The following is a 19,413-nucleotide window of genomic DNA, read 5'->3' as shown; positions in this document are numbered from 1 at the left end:
TTCAAAAGCTGCAGCGTCCTTTGCGCGTCTGAAAGAGGCGCGGCGCTGTGGGTCAAACCAGGGCGAAAACGACCACTCATGGAAAAGCGCGTCACTTTCTCCTCGACGACGATCGGACTGCTCTTTGCATTTCCGATGCTGCTGCTGATCTTCGTATTCTTCTATTGGCCTAGCGCCCAGGCGCTCTATTGGGCGTTCACGCTCGAGCAGCCATGGGGCGGCGGCAATGCCTGGGTCGGTTTCGACAATTTCAAACAGCTGCTTACCGACCCGGTCTATTGGGACTCGATTTCCCGCAGCATGATCTTCGGCTTCAGTTCGACGGCCATTGCCATGGGTCTGGCGCTCATCCTAGCGCTTTTGACAGATCGTGAACTGCGCGGCCATAAGATCTACCGGTCGGTCTTCATCTGGCCCTACGCGATTGCCGCGCCCGCTCTCGGTCTCGCCTTCCGCTTCATCCTGGCGCCGGAGGCAGGCCTTCTGTCGGTCATCAATCACGTCTGGCCCGGTCTCTGGAATCCGGCGCTCGACGGCAAGGATGCGATGATCGCCGTCATCGTTGCATTCTCCTGGAAATATATCGGCTACAATTTCATCTTCTTCCTCTCGGCGCTGCAAGGCATTCCGCGTTCGCTGATCGAGGCCGCCGCAATGGACGGTTCGGGGCCGATGCGCCGTATCTGGGATATTCAGCTGCCCTTGCTGACGCCGACGCTGTTCTTCCTGCTCGTCATCAACATCACCGAGAGCTTCCAGGATTCCTTCGGCATCGTCGACGTCATGACGCAGGGGGGGCCGGCGCGCGCGACGGACCTCATGGTTTACAAGATCTATTTCGACGGCTTTAGGGGCCTCGATTATTCGGGCGCCGCAGCCCAGTCGATCATTCTGATGGTGCTCGTTGTTCTTCTTACCATCTTTCAGTTCCGCTTTATCGAGCGGCGCGTGCACTACAAGTAAGGCCCCTGCACATGATCGAACGCACCCCAATATTCAATTTCATCTGCTATACGCTTCTCGCGCTCGGCATGGTCATCGCGCTCCTGCCTTTCGCCATTGTCATCATCGCGTCGACCCTCGATCTGGAGACGGTCAATCGTGTGCCGCTGCCGCTCACGCCGGGCTCGCATTTCTGGGAAAACGTCCAGACCGCCTGGGTCCGTGCCGATCTCGGCAACAAGCTGTTTCACAGTATCATCTTCGCCGCGGCGGTCGGCGCCGGCAAAGTGATCCTTTCTGCCATGGCAGCCTTCTCGATCGTCTACTTCCGCTTCCGCGGCCGGTATGTGATTTTCTGGATCATCTTCATCACGCTGATGCTGCCGCTGGAGGTCCGCATCGTGCCGACCTATTCGATCGCGGCCAATGCGCTGCAGCCGTTCCAGACGATCCTTGATGTCCTCGGCATAAGCTGGCTCGTGGCGCAGATCACCGGCATCCAGATCAAGCTCGAATGGGGCCTGCTGAATTCCTATCCCGGTCTCGTTCTGCCGTTGGTCGCAACGGCGACCGGCACTTTCCTTTACCGGCAGTTTTACCTGACGGTTCCGGACGAACTTGCCGAGGCCTCGAAGATGGACGGATCGGGTCCTGTCCGGTTTTTCTGGGACATTCTGGTGCCGCTTTCGCGGCCCAACATGATCGCACTGTTCACGATCATGTTCGTCTGGGCATGGAACCAGTATCTCTGGCCGCTGCTGATTACTACCGATCCGAATTTCGGCATTGCTGTGACGCAGCTCAAGACCCTCATTCCCTCCGAATTCGGCCTGCCAGACTGGAACGTCGCCATGGCAGGTACACTTATCATCATGTCGCCGCCGCTGGTGCTCGTCATCCTGATGCAGCGTTGGTTCGTGCGCGGCCTTATCTCTACCGAGAAATGAAGGAATAGTCCTGTGGCACCTATCTCAATCCGTGATGTGAAGAAGAGCTACGGCAAGAATCCCGTCGTTCACGGCGTCGATCTCGAAATCCAGTCCGGTGAGTTCATCGTCATCCTCGGCCCGTCCGGCTGCGGCAAGTCCACACTGTTGCGCATGATCGCCGGCCTGGAGGAAATCAGCGGCGGCGAAATCGCAATCGATGGGCGCGTCGTCAACCGGCTTGAGCCGCGCGAGCGCGGCTGCGCCATGGTGTTTCAGAACTATGCGCTCTATCCGCATATGAGCGTCGCCGAGAATATCGGTTATGCCCTTAAAGTGGCCGGCGTCTCCAAGGTGGAGCGTGAGCGCCGCATCGCCGAAGTCGCCAAGGCGCTCAGCCTGGAACCCTTCCTCGACCGCCGGCCCGCCGCCCTTTCCGGCGGGCAGCGCCAGCGCGTCGCCATGGGCCGTGCGATGATCCGCGAACCGAAAGTGTTCCTCTTCGACGAGCCGCTTTCGAACCTCGACGCCAAGCTGCGCATCGCCATGCGCGCCGAAATCCGCCGGCTGCATCGCCGCCTTGGCGCCACTTCGATCTTCGTCACGCATGACCAGACCGAGGCCATGACGCTGGCTGACCGGCTGGTGGTGATGAACGGCGGCAGGGTCGAGCAGGTCGGCACCCCGGAAGAAGTCTATCATCATCCGGTGTCGCGTTTCGTTGCCGGCTTCGTCGGCACGCCGGCGATGAACCTGCTTGAAGGCACAATCAATGACGAGGGTGTCTTCGTCTACGACCAGAGCCGCAAGATCGCGCTGCCGCGCGAGCGCGCAGCACCGCTGAAAGGCAAACGCGTCGTGCTCGGCATGCGCGCCGAAGCGGCCCGGCTGGTGGCCCCGGATGCGCCCGGTGCTCTCACTGCAACGGCCGATTTCATCGAAGAACTCGGCGCGAGCCGTGTCGTTCACGCCGATTTCGACGGGCTGCCCTTTGCCGTGGCGCTGACCGAAGCCGTGAAGGTGAAGTCCGGCGATCCGATCGGCATCGCGATCGACTATAACGCGATCCATCTCTATGCCGCCGATACCGGCCGGATCATCGAGAACCCTGTGATGAGCAGCGCTGGCGCCGTTCACGCGTGAGGGGACGCGCCGAGGTTGCTTTCTTTCCAGCGGGCGTGGCGGCATGCATCAGCGATGGATCGGGTCGATCCAGGGCACGTCTTCCGGTTTCTCGATCGGCTCGATGTCGAGATTGACGACGACCGGCTCCTGGCCTGAACGGACGAGCACGCATTCCAGCGTCTCGTCGCGGCTGGCGTTGATCTCCTGGTGCGGCACATAGGGGGGAACATAGATGAAGTCGCCGGGACCGGCCTCGGCGGTATATTCCAGATGCTCGCCCCAGCGCATGCGGGCTTTGCCCTTGACCACGTAGATGATGCTTTCGAGGTCACCGTGATGATGGGCGCCGGTCTTGGCGTTGGCATGGATCGTCACCGTGCCGGCCCAGATTTTCTCGGCCCCGGCACGCGCATTGTTGATCGCGGCGGCGCGGTTCATGCCCGGCGTCTGCGCGGTGTTCGGATCGAGCGAATTGCCGGGAATGACCTTGACGCCATGTTCCCGCCAGTCGACGTGATGATGCTCGTGATCGTCGCTCATGCCTTGCCTCCCCCTTCGATGAGATCAATCTAGGCGGAGGCGGCGCGAGGGCCAAGTGGATTTGCCGGTCACGCGGGCCGGAATATCTGATCGAAACGAAAAGCTGAACGAAGTTGGGTTGCACACTATGCCGGTGCATCGATAACGTCTGCGCAAAACGAAAGAGCGGACCCGATGAGCCACCTCCCACAGATCGACTACGACACTGCTTCGCAAGAGGTTCGTGCGGCGCATGACGAGGAAGTCAGGCTGCGCGGACGCATGACCAACATGAAGCGCACGCTGCTGCATTCGCCGGCCGCCCATCGCATCTATGCCGAATGGTTCACGCTACGGGCAGAACTCGATCCTGCTATCGGCGACCGGGCGATCTGGATCTTCTCGCATGCAATCTCGAAGGCGGCGAAATCGAAGATCGCCGTCACCTTCTTTCGCCGGGCTTTGATCAACAAAGGTTTCAATCCCGACGCGCTCGAACTTTCCGAGGAGGAAGCGCTGCTCGAGGCCTTCGGCAAGGCGACCGTCGCCGATTCCAATGCCGTTCCCGCCGAACTCTGGGCGAAGCTGAAAGAGCGCTACGAGACGCGGGTGCTGGTCGATCTCGTCGCTTTCGCCGGCATCATGCTGGCTACCGCCGTCTTCAACAATGTCGTCGAGGTCGATTTCGACCCCGAGCTTGAAGCCTTTGCCGAAAGCGCCGATTCACCGGCATCCTGAAACTCAACGATCGAGCGGCAGGATCAGCACATCGCGCGCCGGCACCTCGATGCCGCCATTGTCCATATGGTCGATCGGCCAGACGGGTTGGCCTCGCGCCAACATTCCGCGGGCAAGCGTCACCTCTGTTTTCTGTGCAGTTCTCGTCGGGTTGACGAGCCAGAGAAAGCTGCCTTTCTCCCCGACGTGAATGCGCGGGAAGAGCGCGCCATTCGAAAGCGTCGCATGCCGCTTCTTGCCGCTCCATGTTATTAGTTCGGCGAAGAAAGCCCCGTTCGCCTTTCCCTGCGTGCGGTAATAGGCGACGGAGGGATTGGTGCCAATTAGCAGCGTGCGGCCGTTGCCAAAGGTATTTTCGACGACGGCAAGACGGCCGTCGGTGAAATGCCCACGTGCCGCGCCGCCCGCCAGCCGGTAGGACTGCAGGAAACCGCCGCCGTCGACAGCTGCGCCGTCGAGATCGAAATGGATGCGGTCGCCGATATCGGGCATGAATTCGACTTCTTCCTCGCGCGCACCGAAGACCTCGTCGAGGCCCATGTTCGGCTGCACGGTGCCGACATGGCCACGATCGCCGAAATAGCCGGGGCATGCTTCGGCAATCAGCGTGCCGCCGTTTTCGACCCAGGCTTTCAGGCGTTTTGCCTGTTCTGATGTGAACATGATCGGGTAGGGGAAATAGAGGAAATCATAGGGGTCGATATCGTCGATATGCACCCAGTCCGGCTGCGCGCCCTGTTCGAGGAAGGCGCGATAGGCGCCCCACATTGCTTCGGGATAGGGCTTTTCCTTACGATCGTGGTTCAGGAGGTAATCGAACTCCTGTGTTTCGCGGATAACCAGGATGCCGACCTCGCCGCGCACCGGCTTTGCCTCCCAGAGGGGACCTTGCGCCGTGTCGTTTGCCCACTTTGCCATGGCGCTCGCCATGTCGGAGCGCGGCGTGCGCGAGCCGTCCATGCCGTAGGAGCCGAAGGCGCCGAAAAGGGGGCCGTCAAGCAGTGGGCGCCAGCGAAGGTTTAGGACGCCGCGGGCGCCGCCGGCAAGCGAGGTCATGCTCCAGAGGCGGATATCCTCGGGCTCGGCGACACGGCCATCCTCCTTGTCGCGGCCGATCACCTGCGGCTGCAGCCAAAGGGGGCCGCCCTGGCGCTCGGCATGCCAGAAAGGCTTGCCGCGGGCGGCGGCGCGGTTGATATCGACGCCGTACCAGTTCTTCCAGGCTTCCGAGCCCTTGCGCGCTTGGATCCAGGTGAAGCCGTAGACTTCGACCTTGGAAGCGGCGAGCCAGTCGTCGCAGCCGTTGGCCGCCATGTTGGGAATTGCGCCCGATATGCCGTGGGCAACGATGGTGTTCTTCAGATCGACGGCGCGGAGTGTGTCGATGCGCCACTGCATCTGGTCGTAGAAGTTGTCGCGCTTGAACTGCAGCCAGTCGATGCATTCGGGATAGGGCGCCATGTGGACCGGCGGCTCGATATCCTCCCATTCGGCGTAGCTGTAGCGGTGCCAGGCTGTCGCCAGGGCCTTCAGGCTCCCGTATTTCTTCTCCAGCCACTTGCGGAAGGCTGATTTGGCGTAGCTGCTGTAATCGACATCGGCGGAATAGTTGCACTCGTTCCAGACGTCGTAGCCATAGATTGCCGGGTGACCCTTGTAGCGGGTGGCGAGCGCGGTCAGGAACTTGCCGGCAGCTTCCTTGACCTCCGGGCAGTTCAGCGTCAGGGCGCCGGCACCGCCGCCATTATTGGAGAAGCCGCCGGTCGCCGCCGAGACGCCCATATAGGAACCGAGCTTGTTGCCGTCGGCATTGACCTGCAGCGCATGGGCGTATTTGCGAACGGCCCAGTCGGGCACGGCATGGATCAGTTCGGCGATGACTGTCTTGATGCCGTTTGCGGCGGCAAGGTCCAACTGGCGGTCATATTCTTCCCAGTCGTAAACGCCGGGTGCTGTCTCGATCGCGCCCCACATGAACCAGTGGCGGAAGATGTTGAGGCTGTCTTGCCCAGCGGTCGCGTAGTCGCGCTCCCAATCGTCGCGGGGCGGATTTGATTTGCGAAAATAGACGGCGCCGTAGGGCAGTTGGATATCTTTATTGAGCATTGTCTTGTCCTTTTCTATCGATGTCCGGACATGGCTTCGCCGTCCGGAGAAGAGGCTCCGGCAATAGGCAATCGAGGATGTCGTCCGGCTATTTTAAAAAGCGTTTCTTCTAGCGCGGCCCTCCGGCGAGGAGTTCGAGCGTGCGGATGAGGGCGGAATGGTCGCGTTCGCCGTCGCCAATGGCGATGGCGGCATTCATCAGTTGCTGCGTCGCGGCGGTGTTCGGCAGCGACAGATCGAGCGCGCGGGCTGCATCGACGGCAAGTGTCATGTCCTTGCGATGCAGGCGGATGCGGAAGCCGGGCTCGAAGGTCTCCTTGACCATGCGCTCTCCATGCACCTCGAGGATGCGCGAGGCGGCAAAGCCGCCCATCAGTGCGGCGCGCACCTTGGCCGGGTCGGCGCCGGCCTTCCTGGCAAACAGCAGCGCTTCGGCAACCGCTTCGATCGTCAGCCCGACGATGATCTGGTTGGCGACCTTGGCGGTCTGGCCGTCGCCACTGCCGCCGACATGGGTGATGTTCTTGCCCATCTTTTCGAAGAGCGGTCTGGCGCGCTCGAAAGCCTGCTCCTTGCCACCGACCATGATCGTCAGCGAGGCGGCCTTGGCGCCAACTTCGCCGCCGGAAACCGGAGCATCGAGATAATCGCAGCCGAGGGCCTCGACGCGCTTGGCGAAGCTCTTCGTCGCCACCGGCGAGATCGAGCTCATATCGATGACAAGCTTGCCCTCGGACAAGCCCGAGGCGACGCCGTTCTCGCTGAAGAGAACCGTCTCGACGTCAGGCGTATCCGGCAGCATCAGCACGATGATGTCCGAGGCTTCGGCCACAGCCTTGGCGCCTAACGCCGCCTTGCCGCCCTTGTCGACGAGATGCTGCGAGACCTCCTTGACACGGTGGAGATGCAGCGTGTGGCCGGAATCGATGAGGTGTTCCGCCATCGGGCGACCCATGACGCCCAGTCCGATGAATCCTATATTCATGCTGTTCTCGCTTGCTTCCGGTAGGGTTTCATCCAGCCGAGGCCCTCGCTGGTGCCTGATTTCGGCTTGTATTCACAGCCGACCCAGCCGTCGTAGCCAAGGCGGTCGAGTTCAGAGAGGATGAAGCGGTAATTGATCTCGCCGGTGCCGGGTTCGTTGCGGCCGGGATTGTCGGCGATCTGCACATGGGCGATCTTCTCCTGCAGCCTTGTGAAGGTCGGCATCAGATCGCCCTGCATGATCTGCATGTGATAGAAATCATACTGGATATAGAGATTGTCGGAGCCGACCCTGTCGAGGATGCGTTCGACATGGGCGGTGCTCGACAGGAAGAAACCCGGAATATCGCGCAGGTTGATCGGCTCGATCAGCAGCCTGACGCCGGCATCGGCGGCGCGCTTTGCTGCATATTTCAGATTGTCGACCAGCACCGTTTCCAGCGTTTCGAGGTCCGCACCCTTCGGCACCAGGCCGGAGATGACGTTGACCTGCCGGCAATTGAGCGCCTTGGCATAATCGAGCGCCTGGGTCACACCATCGCGGAATTCCTGCACGCGATCCGGCAGGCAGGCAATGCCGCGCTCACCGCCGGCCCAGTCTCCTGATGGCACGTTGAAGAGCGCCTGTTTCAGGCCACTTGCCTTCAGCGTCTCGGCGACCTTCTCCTTCGGCTCGGCATAGGGGCCGAGATATTCGAGCGCGCCGAAACCGTCCCGTGCGGCAGCGGCGAAACGATCGAGGAACGGTAGGTCCTGATAGAGGAAGGAAAGGTTGGCGGAGAATTTCGGCACTGGACAGTCCTTAGATGGCGGGCGCGACGAAACGATGCCGATGCAGCATGCGCTTGTCGCGGGGGTCAGGATTGGGAACGGCTGATATGAGGCTCTTGGTATAGGCCTCCTTGGGAGCGGTGCAGATCTGCTCGGCCTCGCCGAGTTCGACGATTTTGCCGCGATGCATGACGGCGACCCGATCGCAGAAATAACGCACGACTGAAATGTCGTGCGAGATGAAGATGAAGCTAAGGTTCAGCCGCTGGCGGATATCGAGCAGCAGATCGAGAATCTGGCTGCGGATCGAGACGTCGAGCGCAGAGGTCGCCTCGTCGGCGATGATGATGCGCGGATCGAGCGCAAGCGCGCGGCCGATGCCGATACGCTGGCGCTGGCCGCCGGAGAAGGCATGGGGGTAACGCTCCATGCCCATCGGATCGAGGCCGACGAGCCGCATCAGCTCGGCGACGCGGTCCTCCAGCGCCTTGCCCTTGGCGAGGCCGTTGACGATGAGGGGATCGCCGATCACCTCCTTGACGGTCATGCGCGGATTGAGCGAGGCGAACGGATCCTGGAAGACGAGGCGGACTTCGCGGTGGAAGGTGCGCAGCTCGCGTTTCGTCAGCTTGGTGACGTCGATCTCACGGCCCTCCCGGTTGCGATAGCTGATGCTGCCCGATGTTGGCTCGATGGTGCGCAGGATGAGCCGGCCCAACGTCGTTTTGCCGGAGCCGCTTTCGCCGACGATGCCGAGGTTTTCGCCCGGATAAAGATCGAAACTGGCGTCGTCGACCGCGCGTAGCGTGTTGGCCTGGCCCTGCCAGCCGTAAATCTTGCCGAGGTTGCGGACGGAAAGGATCGGCTTCGGCGCCTGCGGCGACGGCGCCACGGATGGCAGCTTGTCTTCGACATGGTGGGTGAGTTTCACCGTTGAGGCGAGCAGCTGGCGGGTATAGGGATGCTCGGCGGCGTGATAGATCGCGTCGACCGGACCCCGTTCGACGATGCGGCCGAAGCGCATGACGGCGACGTCGTCGGCCACTTCGGCGACGATGCCCATATCGTGGGTGATGAGCAGCATGGCCATGCCGCGTTCGACCTGCAGGCGCTTGATCAGGTCGAGGATTTCGGCCTGGGTGGTGACATCGAGCGCCGTGGTCGGTTCGTCGGCGATGAGAATATCGGGATTGCCGGCAAGCGCCATGGCGATCATAGCGCGCTGGCGCATGCCGCCGGAAAATTCGAAGGTGTAGCGGTCCGCCATCCTGTCGGGATCGGGGATTTCGACCTGGCGCAGCAGTTCGACGGTTCTTTCGCGGGCGGCGCGCTTGTCGAGATCGCTGTGCAGGCGCACGGCCTCGATGATCTGCGAACCGATGGTATGGACCGGCGACAGCGAGCTCATCGGCTCCTGGAAGATCAGGCCGATGCGGCGGCCGCGGATGGCGCGCATCGCCCGATCCGACGGCTTCAGGGCGGCGATATCGGTGACCCCGTTACCCCCGGTGACCTCGTCGCCGTTGCGCAGCAGGATGCGGCCGGAAACGATGCTGCCGGGGCTGTCGACGATCTGCAGCAGCGAGCGGGCGGTGACGCTCTTGCCGGAGCCGCTTTCGCCGACGAGGCAGAGCGTTTGGCCGCGTTTCAGCTCGAAACTGACATTTTCGACCGCGTGCAGGATGTGGGTGCGCAGCCTGAAATCGATCGAGAGGTTTTCGACGGAGAGAACGACGTCTTCGGAAAGATCGGTCACGATTTCCTCCTCAGCTCTCATAGGGGTCGGCGGCATCGCGAAGGCCGTCGCCGAAGAAATTGAAGGACAGCACGGCGACGACGACCGCGAGCGACGGCCAGATCAGCAGCCATGGCGCGGTGGCGACCGTGCGAATGTTCTGCGCGTCCTGCAACAGCACGCCCCAGCTGACGACCGGCGGCTTCAAGCCGATGCCGAGGAAGGAGAGCGACGTCTCGGCGACGATCATGGTCGGCACGGCAAGGGTGACGACCGCGAGGATGTGGCTCGTCAGCGACGGCAGGATGTGGCGGAAGATCAGCCGCGCTTCGCTCGATCCGTCGAGTCTGGCGGCAACGACGAAATCCTCGCTGCGTAGCGCAAGAAACCGGCCGCGCACCTCGCGGGCGAGGCTGGTCCAGCCGAGCAAGGAGACGATGATCGTTATGACGAAATAGACGTTGACCGGCGACCATGTCAGCGGGATCGCCGCCGCCAGACCCAGCCAGAGCGGGATGGTCGGCATGGCGCTGACGACCTCGATGAGCCGCTGCATCAGGGTATCCACCCAGCCGCCGTAGAAGCCCGAGATCGAACCGAGTACGACACCCAGGATCAGCGACATGGCGACGCCGACGAGGCCGATCGACATAGAGACTCGGGTGCCGTAGACGAGGCGCGAGAAGACGTCGCGGCCGAGACGGTCGGCGCCGAGCAGATACATCGGGTCGTTCTGGTTGAGAGGGCCGATCAGGTGCCTGTTCATCGGGATCAAGCCCCAGAGATCATAGGCGGCGCCTTTGACGAAGAAGCCGATCGGCACCACCTTGGTGTCGTCGACGACGAAGGTGCGGCGCAGCGCCACCTTGTCGATCTCGACCTTGTAGCTCTTCACGTGGAAATTGAATTCCGAGCTGCCGTCCGGTTTTTCGACGAAGAAGCTGAAGCCCTGCGGTGGGGCATAGGTGTATTGCGGCCGCGAGGTCGTCGGTAAGGCGGGCGCCAGAAATTCGGCGAAGAGGCCGACCAGATAGAGGAAGAGAATGATTGCGCCGGCTACCATCGCCACCTTTTGGCGGACCAGCTTGCCCGCGACCAGCCGCCAGGGGCCAATCGCGGCGGTCGAGACGGTCTTGCCCTGTTTCAGCGGGCTGATCGAGGGACCGTCGGCGACGGCATGGAGCGGGCCTGCATGGGTTCCGAAGGTTTCGTGCGTGCTCATCGCATTCCCCTCAATTGAACCGGATGCGCGGATCGAGCAGCGCCAGCAGCAGATCCGACAGCAGCATGCCGACGAGGGTGAGGGCGCTCAAAAGCAGGATGAAGCTGCCGGCGAGATACATATCCTGTGAGATCAGCGCGCGAAAAAGCAGCGGGCCGGCGGTCGGCAGGTTCAGCACGATGGCGGTGATGGTGACGCCGGAGACGAGGTGCGGCAATACCCAGCCAATTGCCGAGACGAAGGGATTGAGCGCGATTCTGACAGGATATTTGAGGATGACCTTGTACTCCGGCAAGCCCTTGGCGCGGGCGGTGACCACATAAGGCTTGTGCAGTTCATCCGTCAGGTTGGCGCGCAGGATGCGGATCATCGCCGCCGTTCCCGATGCGCCGATGATGATAATCGGGATCCAGAGATGGGCGAGGAAGTCGCCGACCTTGGCAAGGCTCCACGGCGCTTCGGCATATTCCGGCGAGATCAGCCCGCCGACGCTCTGGCCGAGATATTTATAGGCGATGTACATCAGCGTCAGCGCGAGGATGAAGTTCGGCACCGCCAGGCCGATGAAGCCGAGGAACGTGAAGACGTGATCGCCGACGGAGTGGCGGCGGACGGCGGAATAGATGCCGATCGGCAAAGCGACGATCCAGACGAAGAGCAAGCTCAAGAGCGAGATCACCAGCGTCGAGCCCATGCGGGCCCAGATCAGGCCGGAGACCGGCTGGCCCCATTCGAAGGAGTAGCCGAAGTCGCCGCGGCTGACGATGCCCCAGATCCATTTCAGGTATTGGACATAGAAGGGGTCGTCGAAGCCATAAATTTCCTTGAGGCGCTCGATCTGCGCGGGATCGACGGTCTGGCCGCTGTCGCTCATGGTGGCGATCATCGAGGTCAGGTAGTCACCCGGCGGCAGCTGGATGATCAGGAACGAGATCAGCGACATGCCGAACAAGGTCGGGATCATGTAGAGCACGCGCTTGAAGATATAGCCAAGCATCGGAATGTTTCTCCTCCCGTCGGGAACACCGTGAGGTGCTTCCCCCGGATCTCCATCCGCTTTCGGCCCCTCCAGGCCAAAAGCGCTCCTCGCGTATCACCTCATTTCCAGGTGAGGTGCAGCACCTCCAGCCGATCAATGCTCGGCACCTCCACCTGTGCGCGGCCATTCCCGAGGGTGAAGCTTGCGGCGCGGTCGGCAACGACAAGCCACGCCTTCGCCATCGATCGGCCCTCTGGAATCTCCACCGAAACGGTCTGTGTAGCCAGAGGGTAATTCTCGCGGATCGGACCTTTCATCATCATCGGGTTGGTGAGGTTGAAGAGGCTAAGTGCTAGGCCATGATCGTTTTCTCGAAGCGCCAGATCGACGACGCCCTTGCCCTTGACGGTGATGCGCGGCGTCTTGCCGAGCGCCCAGTGGACGGCATTGGCAAGCAGGCGGGCGTGGTCGACAGCAAAGACTTCCCAGAAGATCTCGCCGATATTCCAGGGGATATAGACTGTGCGTCCGCCCTTGCCGGTTTCGCGGGCGATGACGGCCGCTCCTTTCGGGTCCTCACGCGGATAGACCTCTTCCATCGGCAGATCCGGGAAATCGGGAACGTAGAGGAAGGGTGTCTTCGCATCGGCATACGGCTCGGCGTGGATGAGGCGGGTGCCGCCCATGATGCGCTCGGCGTCTTCATAACCCTGGTTGATCGGATGATCGCCGGAAAGGGCGATATAGGTATTCTTGACGATGCCGCGCGGGCCGGCGATGAATTTTGCACCGAGCACGTCGGCAAGGCCGAAGTCCGGACGTTTCTTGCCGAACTCGTCCCGCAGCGATGTCTCATAGGAAGCGATGACGCTGCCGCCGCGATCGACATAGGCGCGGATCGCCGCGTTTTGCACATCCGAGAGGCAGGAGGCATTGGCGAGAATGATCAGCTTGAAACGGTCGAGGTTGTCCTCGGTCAGCACCTGATCCGAAAGCAGTTCGAAGGGCAGGCGGGCTTCGACGAGGGCGTGATAGAGACCGAGATCGTGCTTCTCGGCAAAGTGCCGCTCTTCCGGCGCCCAGTGACGCAGCGTCGTCGAGGGATCGACGACGGCGATTTCTGCGGTCGGCTTCATGCTTTCCAGTACCGGCTCGACGGCTGCCTGCAGACCGAAGGCGTCGGCCACAGGCTCGACCCAGCGCTTGTCGGGCACGACGCCGTTGAACTTGGTGAACCAGGCGTAGAGGCCGTGGGCCGTGCCGTCATTGATCCAGAGCTGCATCTCCTCACCCGAGGTGACGGCGTCCTTCCAGCGATATTCCTCCTCCGGGCCGATCGAGGTGATCAGCACGACCGGGCGGTCGGGGAAGGTGGCGCGGATGCGCTTGCCGTTGCGCCCGGCCGACCAGCCGAGTTCAAGGCCCTTGCGGCCCTGATGGTCGACGACGAGGAAGGGGCAATGCCTGGCGATGACCGAGAGGTCGAACTCCATTAGCGAAGCGCCGCCCATGTTCGGGATGAAGCTCGCATGCGGGCGGATCGCCTTCACGGCATCGTCCCACTGGGCGATCATGTCCGTCAGCACACGGCGGCGCCACTGCACCCAGGCCTGCCAGGCCGGATCCTCGGCATCGGGCTTCTTCGGCAGGTGATGGCCAGACATGTCCTTGAAGCGGCGAGCGCTGTCTTCGCTGTAATCGACGCCGTGGCCCTGCCAGCGATTGGCGAAGATCGCGTCGATATCGTATTTGCGGACGATCTCCTTGACCACTTCCGGCATGAAAACGGTGTTATAATCGCCATAGGCATTGGTCACCCAGACATCGGGATAGGCCCAGTGGCGGCGCGGCGTGCCGTCGGCATTGATCATCACCCATTCCGGATGGGCCTTGGCTGCGTCGTCGTGGATCGCATGCGGGTCGACGCGGGCCATGACATGCATGTCGAGCTTGCGGGCGGCGTCGACGAGCGCGCCGAAGATATCCTTGTCGCCGAGATATTTGCTCACATAGTGGTAGGGCACATCGCTCGGATAATAGGCGATATAGCCGCCGGCGCTGAGACAGACCGCATTCGATTTGGTGCGCTTGAAGACATCGATCCAGAAGGCCGGGTCATATTTTTCCGGGTCATCCTCCACGAAGGTCAGCTGGGTCCAGCGGGTCGCGGTCTTGAACCACTCCGGCGTCCTCAACGTATCGGTGTTCTGTTTCCTGGCGTCGAGCATCGTCTTCATCCAATCATTGGCAAAAGAAGGGCCTTAGAGCGGCGCGCGTCGAAAAGGACGCGTTAGTGACGCTCTGACACTTTGAATTTGCGTATAATCCTTTCCGAAAATCGATTCCGATTTTCGGGGCTATGCGCTGGCGCCGGCCGGTGAAGCCGGCGCCTGACATGCATCATTGGAAAAGGCCATCAGACCTTGTAGAACTGCTCCGGCATCGTCGGAGCGGGCGTCGGCCAGCCGAAGGAGTTCGGCATGGTCTTCGTGATGTTCTTCATGTTGTTCTTGACGATGCCGTAGCCATCCGGCGGCAGCGAGATGCCGAAGACATAGAAGTTGTCGGCGGCACCCTGAAGGAGCTGCTTCATGATCTCGTGCTGGCCGGCAGCGTCGGAGGTCGCTTTCAGCTTGTCATAAAGAGCAAGCTGGCTCTTCGTGCCTTCCGGCGGCTCCTCGGCATTGGCGTTGCCGCGGTCGCGGTACCAGAGCTGCCAGGCCGGTGCGTACATGGCATTGGCATCGGTCGGCACGTAGTAGCGCGGGTCCAGCATGGCGGCGACGCCGCCATTGGCGCCGAACTGGTGCGCCGTCGCATCGAAATCGCGGCCCTGGCGGACGCGGGTTTCCCAGAGCGACCGGTCCATCGAGCGCATCTGCGCATCGATGCCGACCGCCTGGAACATCGGGATGACCAGTTGGAAGAGATCGAGGAAGACGGCTCGGGCCTGGTCGATCTCGAAGATGATCGTGAGGCGGCGACCCTTCTCATCGAGGCGGAAGTTCTGGTCGTCGCGCTTCGGCACGAGCTGGTCGAGCATGGCATTCGCCTTGTCGACGTCATAGGCCGTGAATTGCGTGGCGAGCTGCTCGTTGTAGAGCGGATCTTCCTTCTTGATCGAGGGCTGGGCGGGCGTACCCTGGCCGACGAGCACGGCATCGATCAGCGCCTGCCGGTCGAGTGCGGTGGAGAGTGCCGCACGGAAATCCTTGTTCTGGAAGAGTTTCCGCTTGGTCTCGTCATTGTGGTTCAGGTTGAAGATGAAATTCATCACATTGGCTTCGGTCGAGGTCAACGTGTAGAAATCATAGCCGCCCTGCTCACGCGCATCGTAGAGCACCGACTTGTTGTTCGGAGTGGCGATATACTGATCCATTAGGTCGACTTCGCCCTGCATGGCCTTCAGCAGCAGAACCTGCGGGTCGGCGACCATCTGGTAGACGATGCGGTCCATGTAGGGCAGCTGGTTGCCTTCGGTATCGACCTTCCAATAGTAGGGATTGCGTTCGGCGACGGCGCGCTCGGTGTTTTCGCCGGGTGCTACGGTGAACATCCAGGCGTGGACGCAGGGCTTCTTCGAGGAGTTCAGGAAGAAGGCATTGTCGTCCTGGAAACCGGCGGCCGCCTGGAAGGAGGCGATCCAGCTTTCGAAGCCGCGCTGCTTGGCGAGCTCATCGGCCTTCGGATTGTAGTCGATGTGGAATTGCTCGAGATAGTGCTTCGGCGTGCGCGTCGTCTGGTCGCTGTTCGCCCAGGCGACCTGCAGCGGGAACAGGCCGTTCGGCCTGTCGAAAGTGACCTTGAAGGTCTGTTCGTCGACGATTTCGAGCTTGGCCGGCTTGCCGCCAGACTTCCAGTGATCCTGGCCGACGAAGGCGACACGCTTGTCGGTGAAGACAGTGTCGTACCAGAACTTGATGTCCTCAGTGGTGTAGGGATGGCCGTCAGACCATTTCATGCCCTTGCGCAGGCGGATCGTGTAGACCTTGGAGTCGGCGTCGCCCTCGAAGGACTCTGCAACATTCAGCGTCACGCCGGACCAATCGGGCGTATAGCGCAGCAGCGGCTCATAGGCCTGGTAGCGGAACAGCATCGACAGCGAGCCGCCGCCGACCAGCGCCATGTTCCAGTCGCCGCCGTGTTTGCCGACGCTCTCGACCGGCTTGACGACGAGCGGATTTTCTGGAAGCCGGTCCTTGAGGGCCGGCAGGGCGCCGCTTGAAACTTTCGCTTTCAGAATATCCGCTTCCTTGAAGTCGGCGGCGAAAACCGGCAGCGCCGGCAATATGAGTGCGGCCGACGTCCCGGCCAGAAACGCACGACGTTTCAGCTTGATCATAGGGGTCTCCTCCGAAAACCGCGCCCTTGTTCTTAATTTTGCCGTCGGGCTTGGGATGTAGGAAAGATTACATTTGGATATTGTTAGGTAAAGCGTTATGTTCTGTTAGTGCAATATTTTGGCTTGCGAGCGCGATAGCGCCGATCAGTCGAAGAGCGAGGTGTCAGGTGGGAAGTAGGGGCCGGGTTACGTTGCAGACGATCGCGCGGGAGGTCGGCCTCTCGAAATATGCCGTGTCACGCTCGCTTGCCGGCAAGAGTGGTGTCAGCGAGGAAACGCGCACGCTGATTCGCGAGACGGCACAGCGTCTCGGTTATACCAGGCCCGCGGGACAGGGGGGCGCTGGTGAAGTCGCAGTCGTCTTTCATGATCTCGATGCGGTCAATAGCGAGCTCTATATGCAGGTGCAGAACGGGGTGCAGCGCGAGGCGCACCGGCTCGGCATGACGTTGCGCGTGCGTTGGACGCACAATGCCGGACAGTTGGAGGAACTTGCGCGCGCTTGCGACGGGCTGATCATCGTTGGGCCTCACGACCGCGAGGCAATGGTGGCGGTGAGTGCGACGGGCGTTCCGATCGTGCGTTTCGGCTGGGTCGATCCGCTGGAACAGGCCGACCAAGTGACCGGAACGGACCACGAGGCGGGGCAGGCGGTGATCCAATATCTGGTAGATCTTGGACACCGTTCCATCGTCTATGTCTATGGCACGCCGGGGTTCAGGGGGCGCCAGGAGCGTTACTACGGCGCCCGGGAGATCGCAGAACGTTATGGCAATGTTGCGCTGCATGTTATGCATTTCGACGAACAAGCCGGCTTCGGCGCAGCCTTCCGGGCGTTGGCAGAAAAAGATATCCGGCCGACGGCCTTTTTCTGCGCACATGACGGCTTGGCGCTGACCGTGGTTTCCGAGCTTCTCGGCCAAGGATATCGCATTCCCGATGATATTTCGGTCGTCGGTTTCGGCGATTTTTCGCCGGCGACGCAGATTTCGCCTGCGCTGACGACGGTGAGGATGGAAGGGCAGGAATGCGGGGCGGTCGGCCTGCGGCTCCTGCTCGAACGCATCGAGAATCCACGCCTGCCCGGTATGCCGGCGCGGCGTGTCATGATTGCCTCCCGCATCGTCGAGCGCCGCTCGGCCGGCCCATGCAAGGTGGCGCCGAGCGCTGACGTCGCTCAAGCTTAACCGCCGAGCGAGGCGATCGCAGCTCTGACTGCGTCCGCACCGGGCCTGGTCGGTCGGTACTCCAGGCCGACCGAACCGTCGTAGCCGTTGGCGAAAATCCAGCCGAGGCGGTGGGCAAGGTCGATGCCGCCGGAGCCCGGTTCGTTGCGGCCGGGATGATCGGCGACATGGACGTGGATGACGCGGTCGAGACGGCCCTTCAGCACCTCTTCTGTGCGCTCGTCCATCACGGCGGAATGGTAGATGTCGTAGACGATGCCGATCTCCGGGCGGGCGACGTCATCGATGATGTCGAGGCCCTCGCGGGTCGAATGGAGGAAATAGCCGACATGATCGATGCGGATGTTGAGCGGCTCGACGCCGAGGCGCACACCGCTGCCGGCAAGAATATCGGCGCCGGCTTTCAGCGTTTCGGTGAGCGCCCGGCGCTGCTCCTCGCGGGGCACGTTTGGAAGATCGTTGCCCGCCTGGGCAATCAGGACCGGCGCGCCGAGACGTTTTGCCACGGCGACGGATTCGGCAAGACCTTTCAGCCAGGCCTGCCGGTTGGCGGCATCGGTCAGCGCGATCATCGGTTCGGCAACGAGGCTGGTGACGGCAAGGCCGCTTTCCTTCAGCGCCGCCTCGATCGCATCCAGATCCTTGTCGGTCCAGCGCCAGAATTCGATCGCCGTCAGGCCGCTGGCACGAGCGCGGCCGATGCGATCGGGAAAGCGGTCGCCTTCTTCGGCAAACAGCCACTCTATACAGGCTGAATAACGTCGCATGAAAACTCCTCTTATGTGTAGATGCAGGCTGCGACAGATCGGTGACTGCCGCAAGAGGCGTTTGGGTGCTTGACGCCCGGTTTCATTGACGGAACACTCGGCACATCAGGCCGGAACCGCCGGCCGCTTGCGCGGAGGAAAATATGGATCTCGGACTTAAGGGAAAGACCGCCGTCATAACCGGCGCCTCTGTCGGGATTGGGTTGGCGATCGCCGAGGGGCTGGCGGCTGAGGGCTCCAATCTGGTGCTGGCGGCCCGTGGCGGCGAACGGCTCGAGGCGGAAGCCGCCCGGATCGCCGAGAAGTATGGCGTCAGCGCCGCCGCTATTGTCGCCGATGTCGCGACGGTTGCGGGAACCGAGGCGATCATTGCAGCGGCGGCCGAAAAAGGCGGCGCCGATATCCTCATCAACAATGCCGGCACCGGTTCGAACGAGACGGTGATGGAGGCGCCCGACGAAAAGTGGCAGACCTATTGGGACCTGCATGTGATGGCCGCCGTGCGGCTGGCGCGCGGAATTGCGCCGCAGATGAAGGAACGCGGTGGCGGTGTGATCCTGCACAATGCCTCGATCTGCGCTGTCCAGCCGCTCTGGTACGAGCCGATCTACAATGTCAGCAAGTCGGCACTGATGATGTTTTCGAAGACGCTTTCGACTGAGCTCATCAAGGACAATATCCGCGTCAACTGCGTCAATGCCGGCCTGATCCTGACGCCCGACTGGATCAAGACCGCCAAGCAGTTGACGGCCGAAACCGGCGGGAACTGGGAGGGCTATCTGCAGGGTGTCGCCAACGAACACGCCGCCTCCAAACGGTTCGGCACTCCCGAGGAACTGGCAAACGTCTTCGTCTTCCTGAGTTCGGAACGCGCGAGCTATTGCATCGGCTCCACCTATTTCGTCGATGGCGGCATGCTGAAGACGATCTGACCAAAGGCTGTCAATGGCTCGGCAAGTCGGTTCTTCTCAAGACTGCCGGGCGGGCCTGTGGACGTTGCCGATATAAGCTATAAATAATAGCTATTTTGTTGTATGTTCACGCTTTTGACGCTATTTGCCTGCTATTGG

16 protein-coding genes are annotated in these 19,413 nt (G+C 61.7%); 6 read left to right on the top strand and 10 right to left on the bottom strand.

The genetic code is table 11. The features are described from left to right. The first annotated feature begins 78 nt into the window (after positions 1-78). The 3 genes from J3O30_RS17960 to J3O30_RS17950 are packed head-to-tail and all read left to right on the top strand — an operon-like array spanning position 79 to position 3,011. Positions 79-963 carry a sugar ABC transporter permease gene (locus J3O30_RS17960; RefSeq protein WP_207581585.1) on the top strand — a complete coding sequence of 295 codons (885 nt, stop codon included), beginning with the start codon at positions 79-81 and terminating at the stop codon, positions 961-963. A gap of 11 nt (positions 964-974) precedes the next feature. Beyond that, on the top strand, positions 975-1,889 hold the full coding sequence (locus J3O30_RS17955) for an ABC transporter permease subunit (RefSeq protein WP_164016154.1): 915 nt from the start codon (positions 975-977) through the stop codon (positions 1,887-1,889). Between the two features lie 12 nt (positions 1,890-1,901). Beyond that, the gene (locus J3O30_RS17950) at positions 1,902-3,011 is read left to right on the top strand and encodes a sn-glycerol-3-phosphate import ATP-binding protein UgpC (protein WP_207581584.1); all 1,110 of its coding nucleotides are present in this window, start codon (positions 1,902-1,904) and stop codon (positions 3,009-3,011) included. 48 nt (positions 3,012-3,059) lie between these two features. Here the strand turns inward: J3O30_RS17950 and J3O30_RS17945 are convergent, their stop codons facing one another. Next, positions 3,060-3,533, bottom strand: a complete 474-nt coding sequence (locus tag J3O30_RS17945; RefSeq protein WP_207581583.1) for a cupin domain-containing protein — start codon at positions 3,531-3,533, stop codon at positions 3,060-3,062. 174 nt (positions 3,534-3,707) lie between these two features. Here J3O30_RS17945 and J3O30_RS17940 point away from each other — a divergent pair, with 174 nt between their 5' ends. Beyond that, positions 3,708-4,250, top strand: coding sequence for a hypothetical protein (locus tag J3O30_RS17940; RefSeq protein WP_207581582.1), 543 nt, complete (start codon positions 3,708-3,710; stop codon positions 4,248-4,250). Between the two features lie 3 nt (positions 4,251-4,253). Here the strand turns inward: J3O30_RS17940 and J3O30_RS17935 are convergent, their stop codons facing one another. The 8 genes from J3O30_RS17935 to J3O30_RS17900 all read right to left on the bottom strand — a co-directional run bounded on the left by J3O30_RS17935 (position 4,254) and on the right by J3O30_RS17900 (position 16,389). After that, positions 4,254-6,356, bottom strand: a complete 2,103-nt coding sequence (locus tag J3O30_RS17935) for a beta-galactosidase (protein WP_207581581.1) — start codon at positions 6,354-6,356, stop codon at positions 4,254-4,256. A 109-nt stretch (positions 6,357-6,465) separates the two neighbouring features. Then, positions 6,466-7,341, bottom strand: coding sequence for a 2-hydroxy-3-oxopropionate reductase (locus J3O30_RS17930; RefSeq protein ID WP_207581580.1), 876 nt, complete (start codon positions 7,339-7,341; stop codon positions 6,466-6,468). After that, positions 7,338-8,132, bottom strand: coding sequence for a 2-oxo-tetronate isomerase (gene otnI, locus J3O30_RS17925; RefSeq protein WP_207581579.1), 795 nt, complete (start codon positions 8,130-8,132; stop codon positions 7,338-7,340). Before otnI ends, J3O30_RS17930 begins: the two co-directional genes overlap by 4 nt. A 10-nt stretch (positions 8,133-8,142) precedes the next feature. Next, positions 8,143-9,867: an ABC transporter ATP-binding protein gene (locus J3O30_RS17920; RefSeq protein ID WP_207581578.1), complete on the bottom strand. Its 1,725-nt coding sequence runs from the start codon at positions 9,865-9,867 to the stop codon at positions 8,143-8,145. A gap of 10 nt (positions 9,868-9,877) precedes the next feature. Next, on the bottom strand, positions 9,878-11,068 hold the full coding sequence (locus J3O30_RS17915; protein WP_207581577.1) for an ABC transporter permease: 1,191 nt from the start codon (positions 11,066-11,068) through the stop codon (positions 9,878-9,880). 10 nt (positions 11,069-11,078) lie between these two features. Further along, positions 11,079-12,065 (bottom strand): ABC transporter permease, encoded by a 987-nt coding sequence (locus J3O30_RS17910; RefSeq protein ID WP_170278817.1) that lies wholly within the window; start codon positions 12,063-12,065, stop codon positions 11,079-11,081. 101 nt (positions 12,066-12,166) lie between these two features. After that, entirely contained in the window at positions 12,167-14,275 is a 2,109-nt protein-coding gene (locus J3O30_RS17905) for an alpha-amylase family protein (RefSeq protein WP_207581576.1), read from the bottom strand. Positions 14,276-14,463: 188 nt separating this feature from the next. Beyond that, positions 14,464-16,389 (bottom strand): ABC transporter substrate-binding protein, encoded by a 1,926-nt coding sequence (locus J3O30_RS17900; RefSeq protein WP_207581575.1) that lies wholly within the window; start codon positions 16,387-16,389, stop codon positions 14,464-14,466. A 167-nt stretch (positions 16,390-16,556) separates the two neighbouring features. On the opposite strand from J3O30_RS17900, the gene J3O30_RS17895 reads away from it, so the two are divergent. Then, positions 16,557-17,576 (top strand): LacI family DNA-binding transcriptional regulator, encoded by a 1,020-nt coding sequence (locus J3O30_RS17895; protein WP_207581574.1) that lies wholly within the window; start codon positions 16,557-16,559, stop codon positions 17,574-17,576. On the opposite strand, the gene J3O30_RS17890 is transcribed toward J3O30_RS17895, so the two are convergent. Then, the gene (locus J3O30_RS17890) at positions 17,573-18,343 is read right to left on the bottom strand and encodes a TIM barrel protein (protein WP_207581573.1); all 771 of its coding nucleotides are present in this window, start codon (positions 18,341-18,343) and stop codon (positions 17,573-17,575) included. The genes J3O30_RS17895 and J3O30_RS17890 overlap by 4 nt on opposite strands. Positions 18,344-18,486: 143 nt before the next feature. Here J3O30_RS17890 and J3O30_RS17885 point away from each other — a divergent pair, with 143 nt between their 5' ends. Continuing rightward, a complete protein-coding gene (locus J3O30_RS17885; protein WP_207581572.1) occupies positions 18,487-19,275 on the top strand; it encodes an SDR family oxidoreductase in 789 nt (262 codons plus the stop codon). The last annotated feature ends 138 nt before the right edge of the window (positions 19,276-19,413 follow it).

The sequence above is a fragment of the Rhizobium sp. NZLR1 genome (assembly GCF_017357385.1).
In the GTDB taxonomy this organism is placed as follows: Bacteria; Pseudomonadota; Alphaproteobacteria; order Rhizobiales; family Rhizobiaceae; genus Rhizobium.
The sequence above is the reverse complement of the archived record's forward strand: the minus strand, read 5'-3'. Positions and strand labels throughout refer to the sequence as shown.

Bases quoted from the DNA above. Each gene is read 5' to 3' on its own strand.
- J3O30_RS17935 (WP_207581581.1), bottom strand. From the start codon at position 6,356: ATGCTCAATAAAGATATCCAACTGCCCTACGGCGCCGTCTATTTTCGC.
- J3O30_RS17915 (WP_207581577.1), bottom strand. From the start codon at position 11,068: ATGAGCACGCACGAAACCTTCGGAACCCATGCAGGCCCGCTCCATGCC.
- J3O30_RS17945 (WP_207581583.1), bottom strand. From the start codon at position 3,533: ATGAGCGACGATCACGAGCATCATCACGTCGACTGGCGGGAACATGGC.
- J3O30_RS17905 (WP_207581576.1), bottom strand. From the start codon at position 14,275: ATGCTCGACGCCAGGAAACAGAACACCGATACGTTGAGGACGCCGGAG.
- J3O30_RS17960 (WP_207581585.1), top strand. From the start codon at position 79: ATGGAAAAGCGCGTCACTTTCTCCTCGACGACGATCGGACTGCTCTTT.
- J3O30_RS17885 (WP_207581572.1), top strand. From the start codon at position 18,487: ATGGATCTCGGACTTAAGGGAAAGACCGCCGTCATAACCGGCGCCTCT.
- J3O30_RS17910 (WP_170278817.1), bottom strand. From the start codon at position 12,065: ATGCTTGGCTATATCTTCAAGCGCGTGCTCTACATGATCCCGACCTTG.
- J3O30_RS17930 (WP_207581580.1), bottom strand. From the start codon at position 7,341: ATGAATATAGGATTCATCGGACTGGGCGTCATGGGTCGCCCGATGGCG.
- J3O30_RS17900 (WP_207581575.1), bottom strand. From the start codon at position 16,389: ATGATCAAGCTGAAACGTCGTGCGTTTCTGGCCGGGACGTCGGCCGCA.
- J3O30_RS17940 (WP_207581582.1), top strand. From the start codon at position 3,708: ATGAGCCACCTCCCACAGATCGACTACGACACTGCTTCGCAAGAGGTT.
- J3O30_RS17955 (WP_164016154.1), top strand. From the start codon at position 975: ATGATCGAACGCACCCCAATATTCAATTTCATCTGCTATACGCTTCTC.
- J3O30_RS17890 (WP_207581573.1), bottom strand. From the start codon at position 18,343: ATGCGACGTTATTCAGCCTGTATAGAGTGGCTGTTTGCCGAAGAAGGC.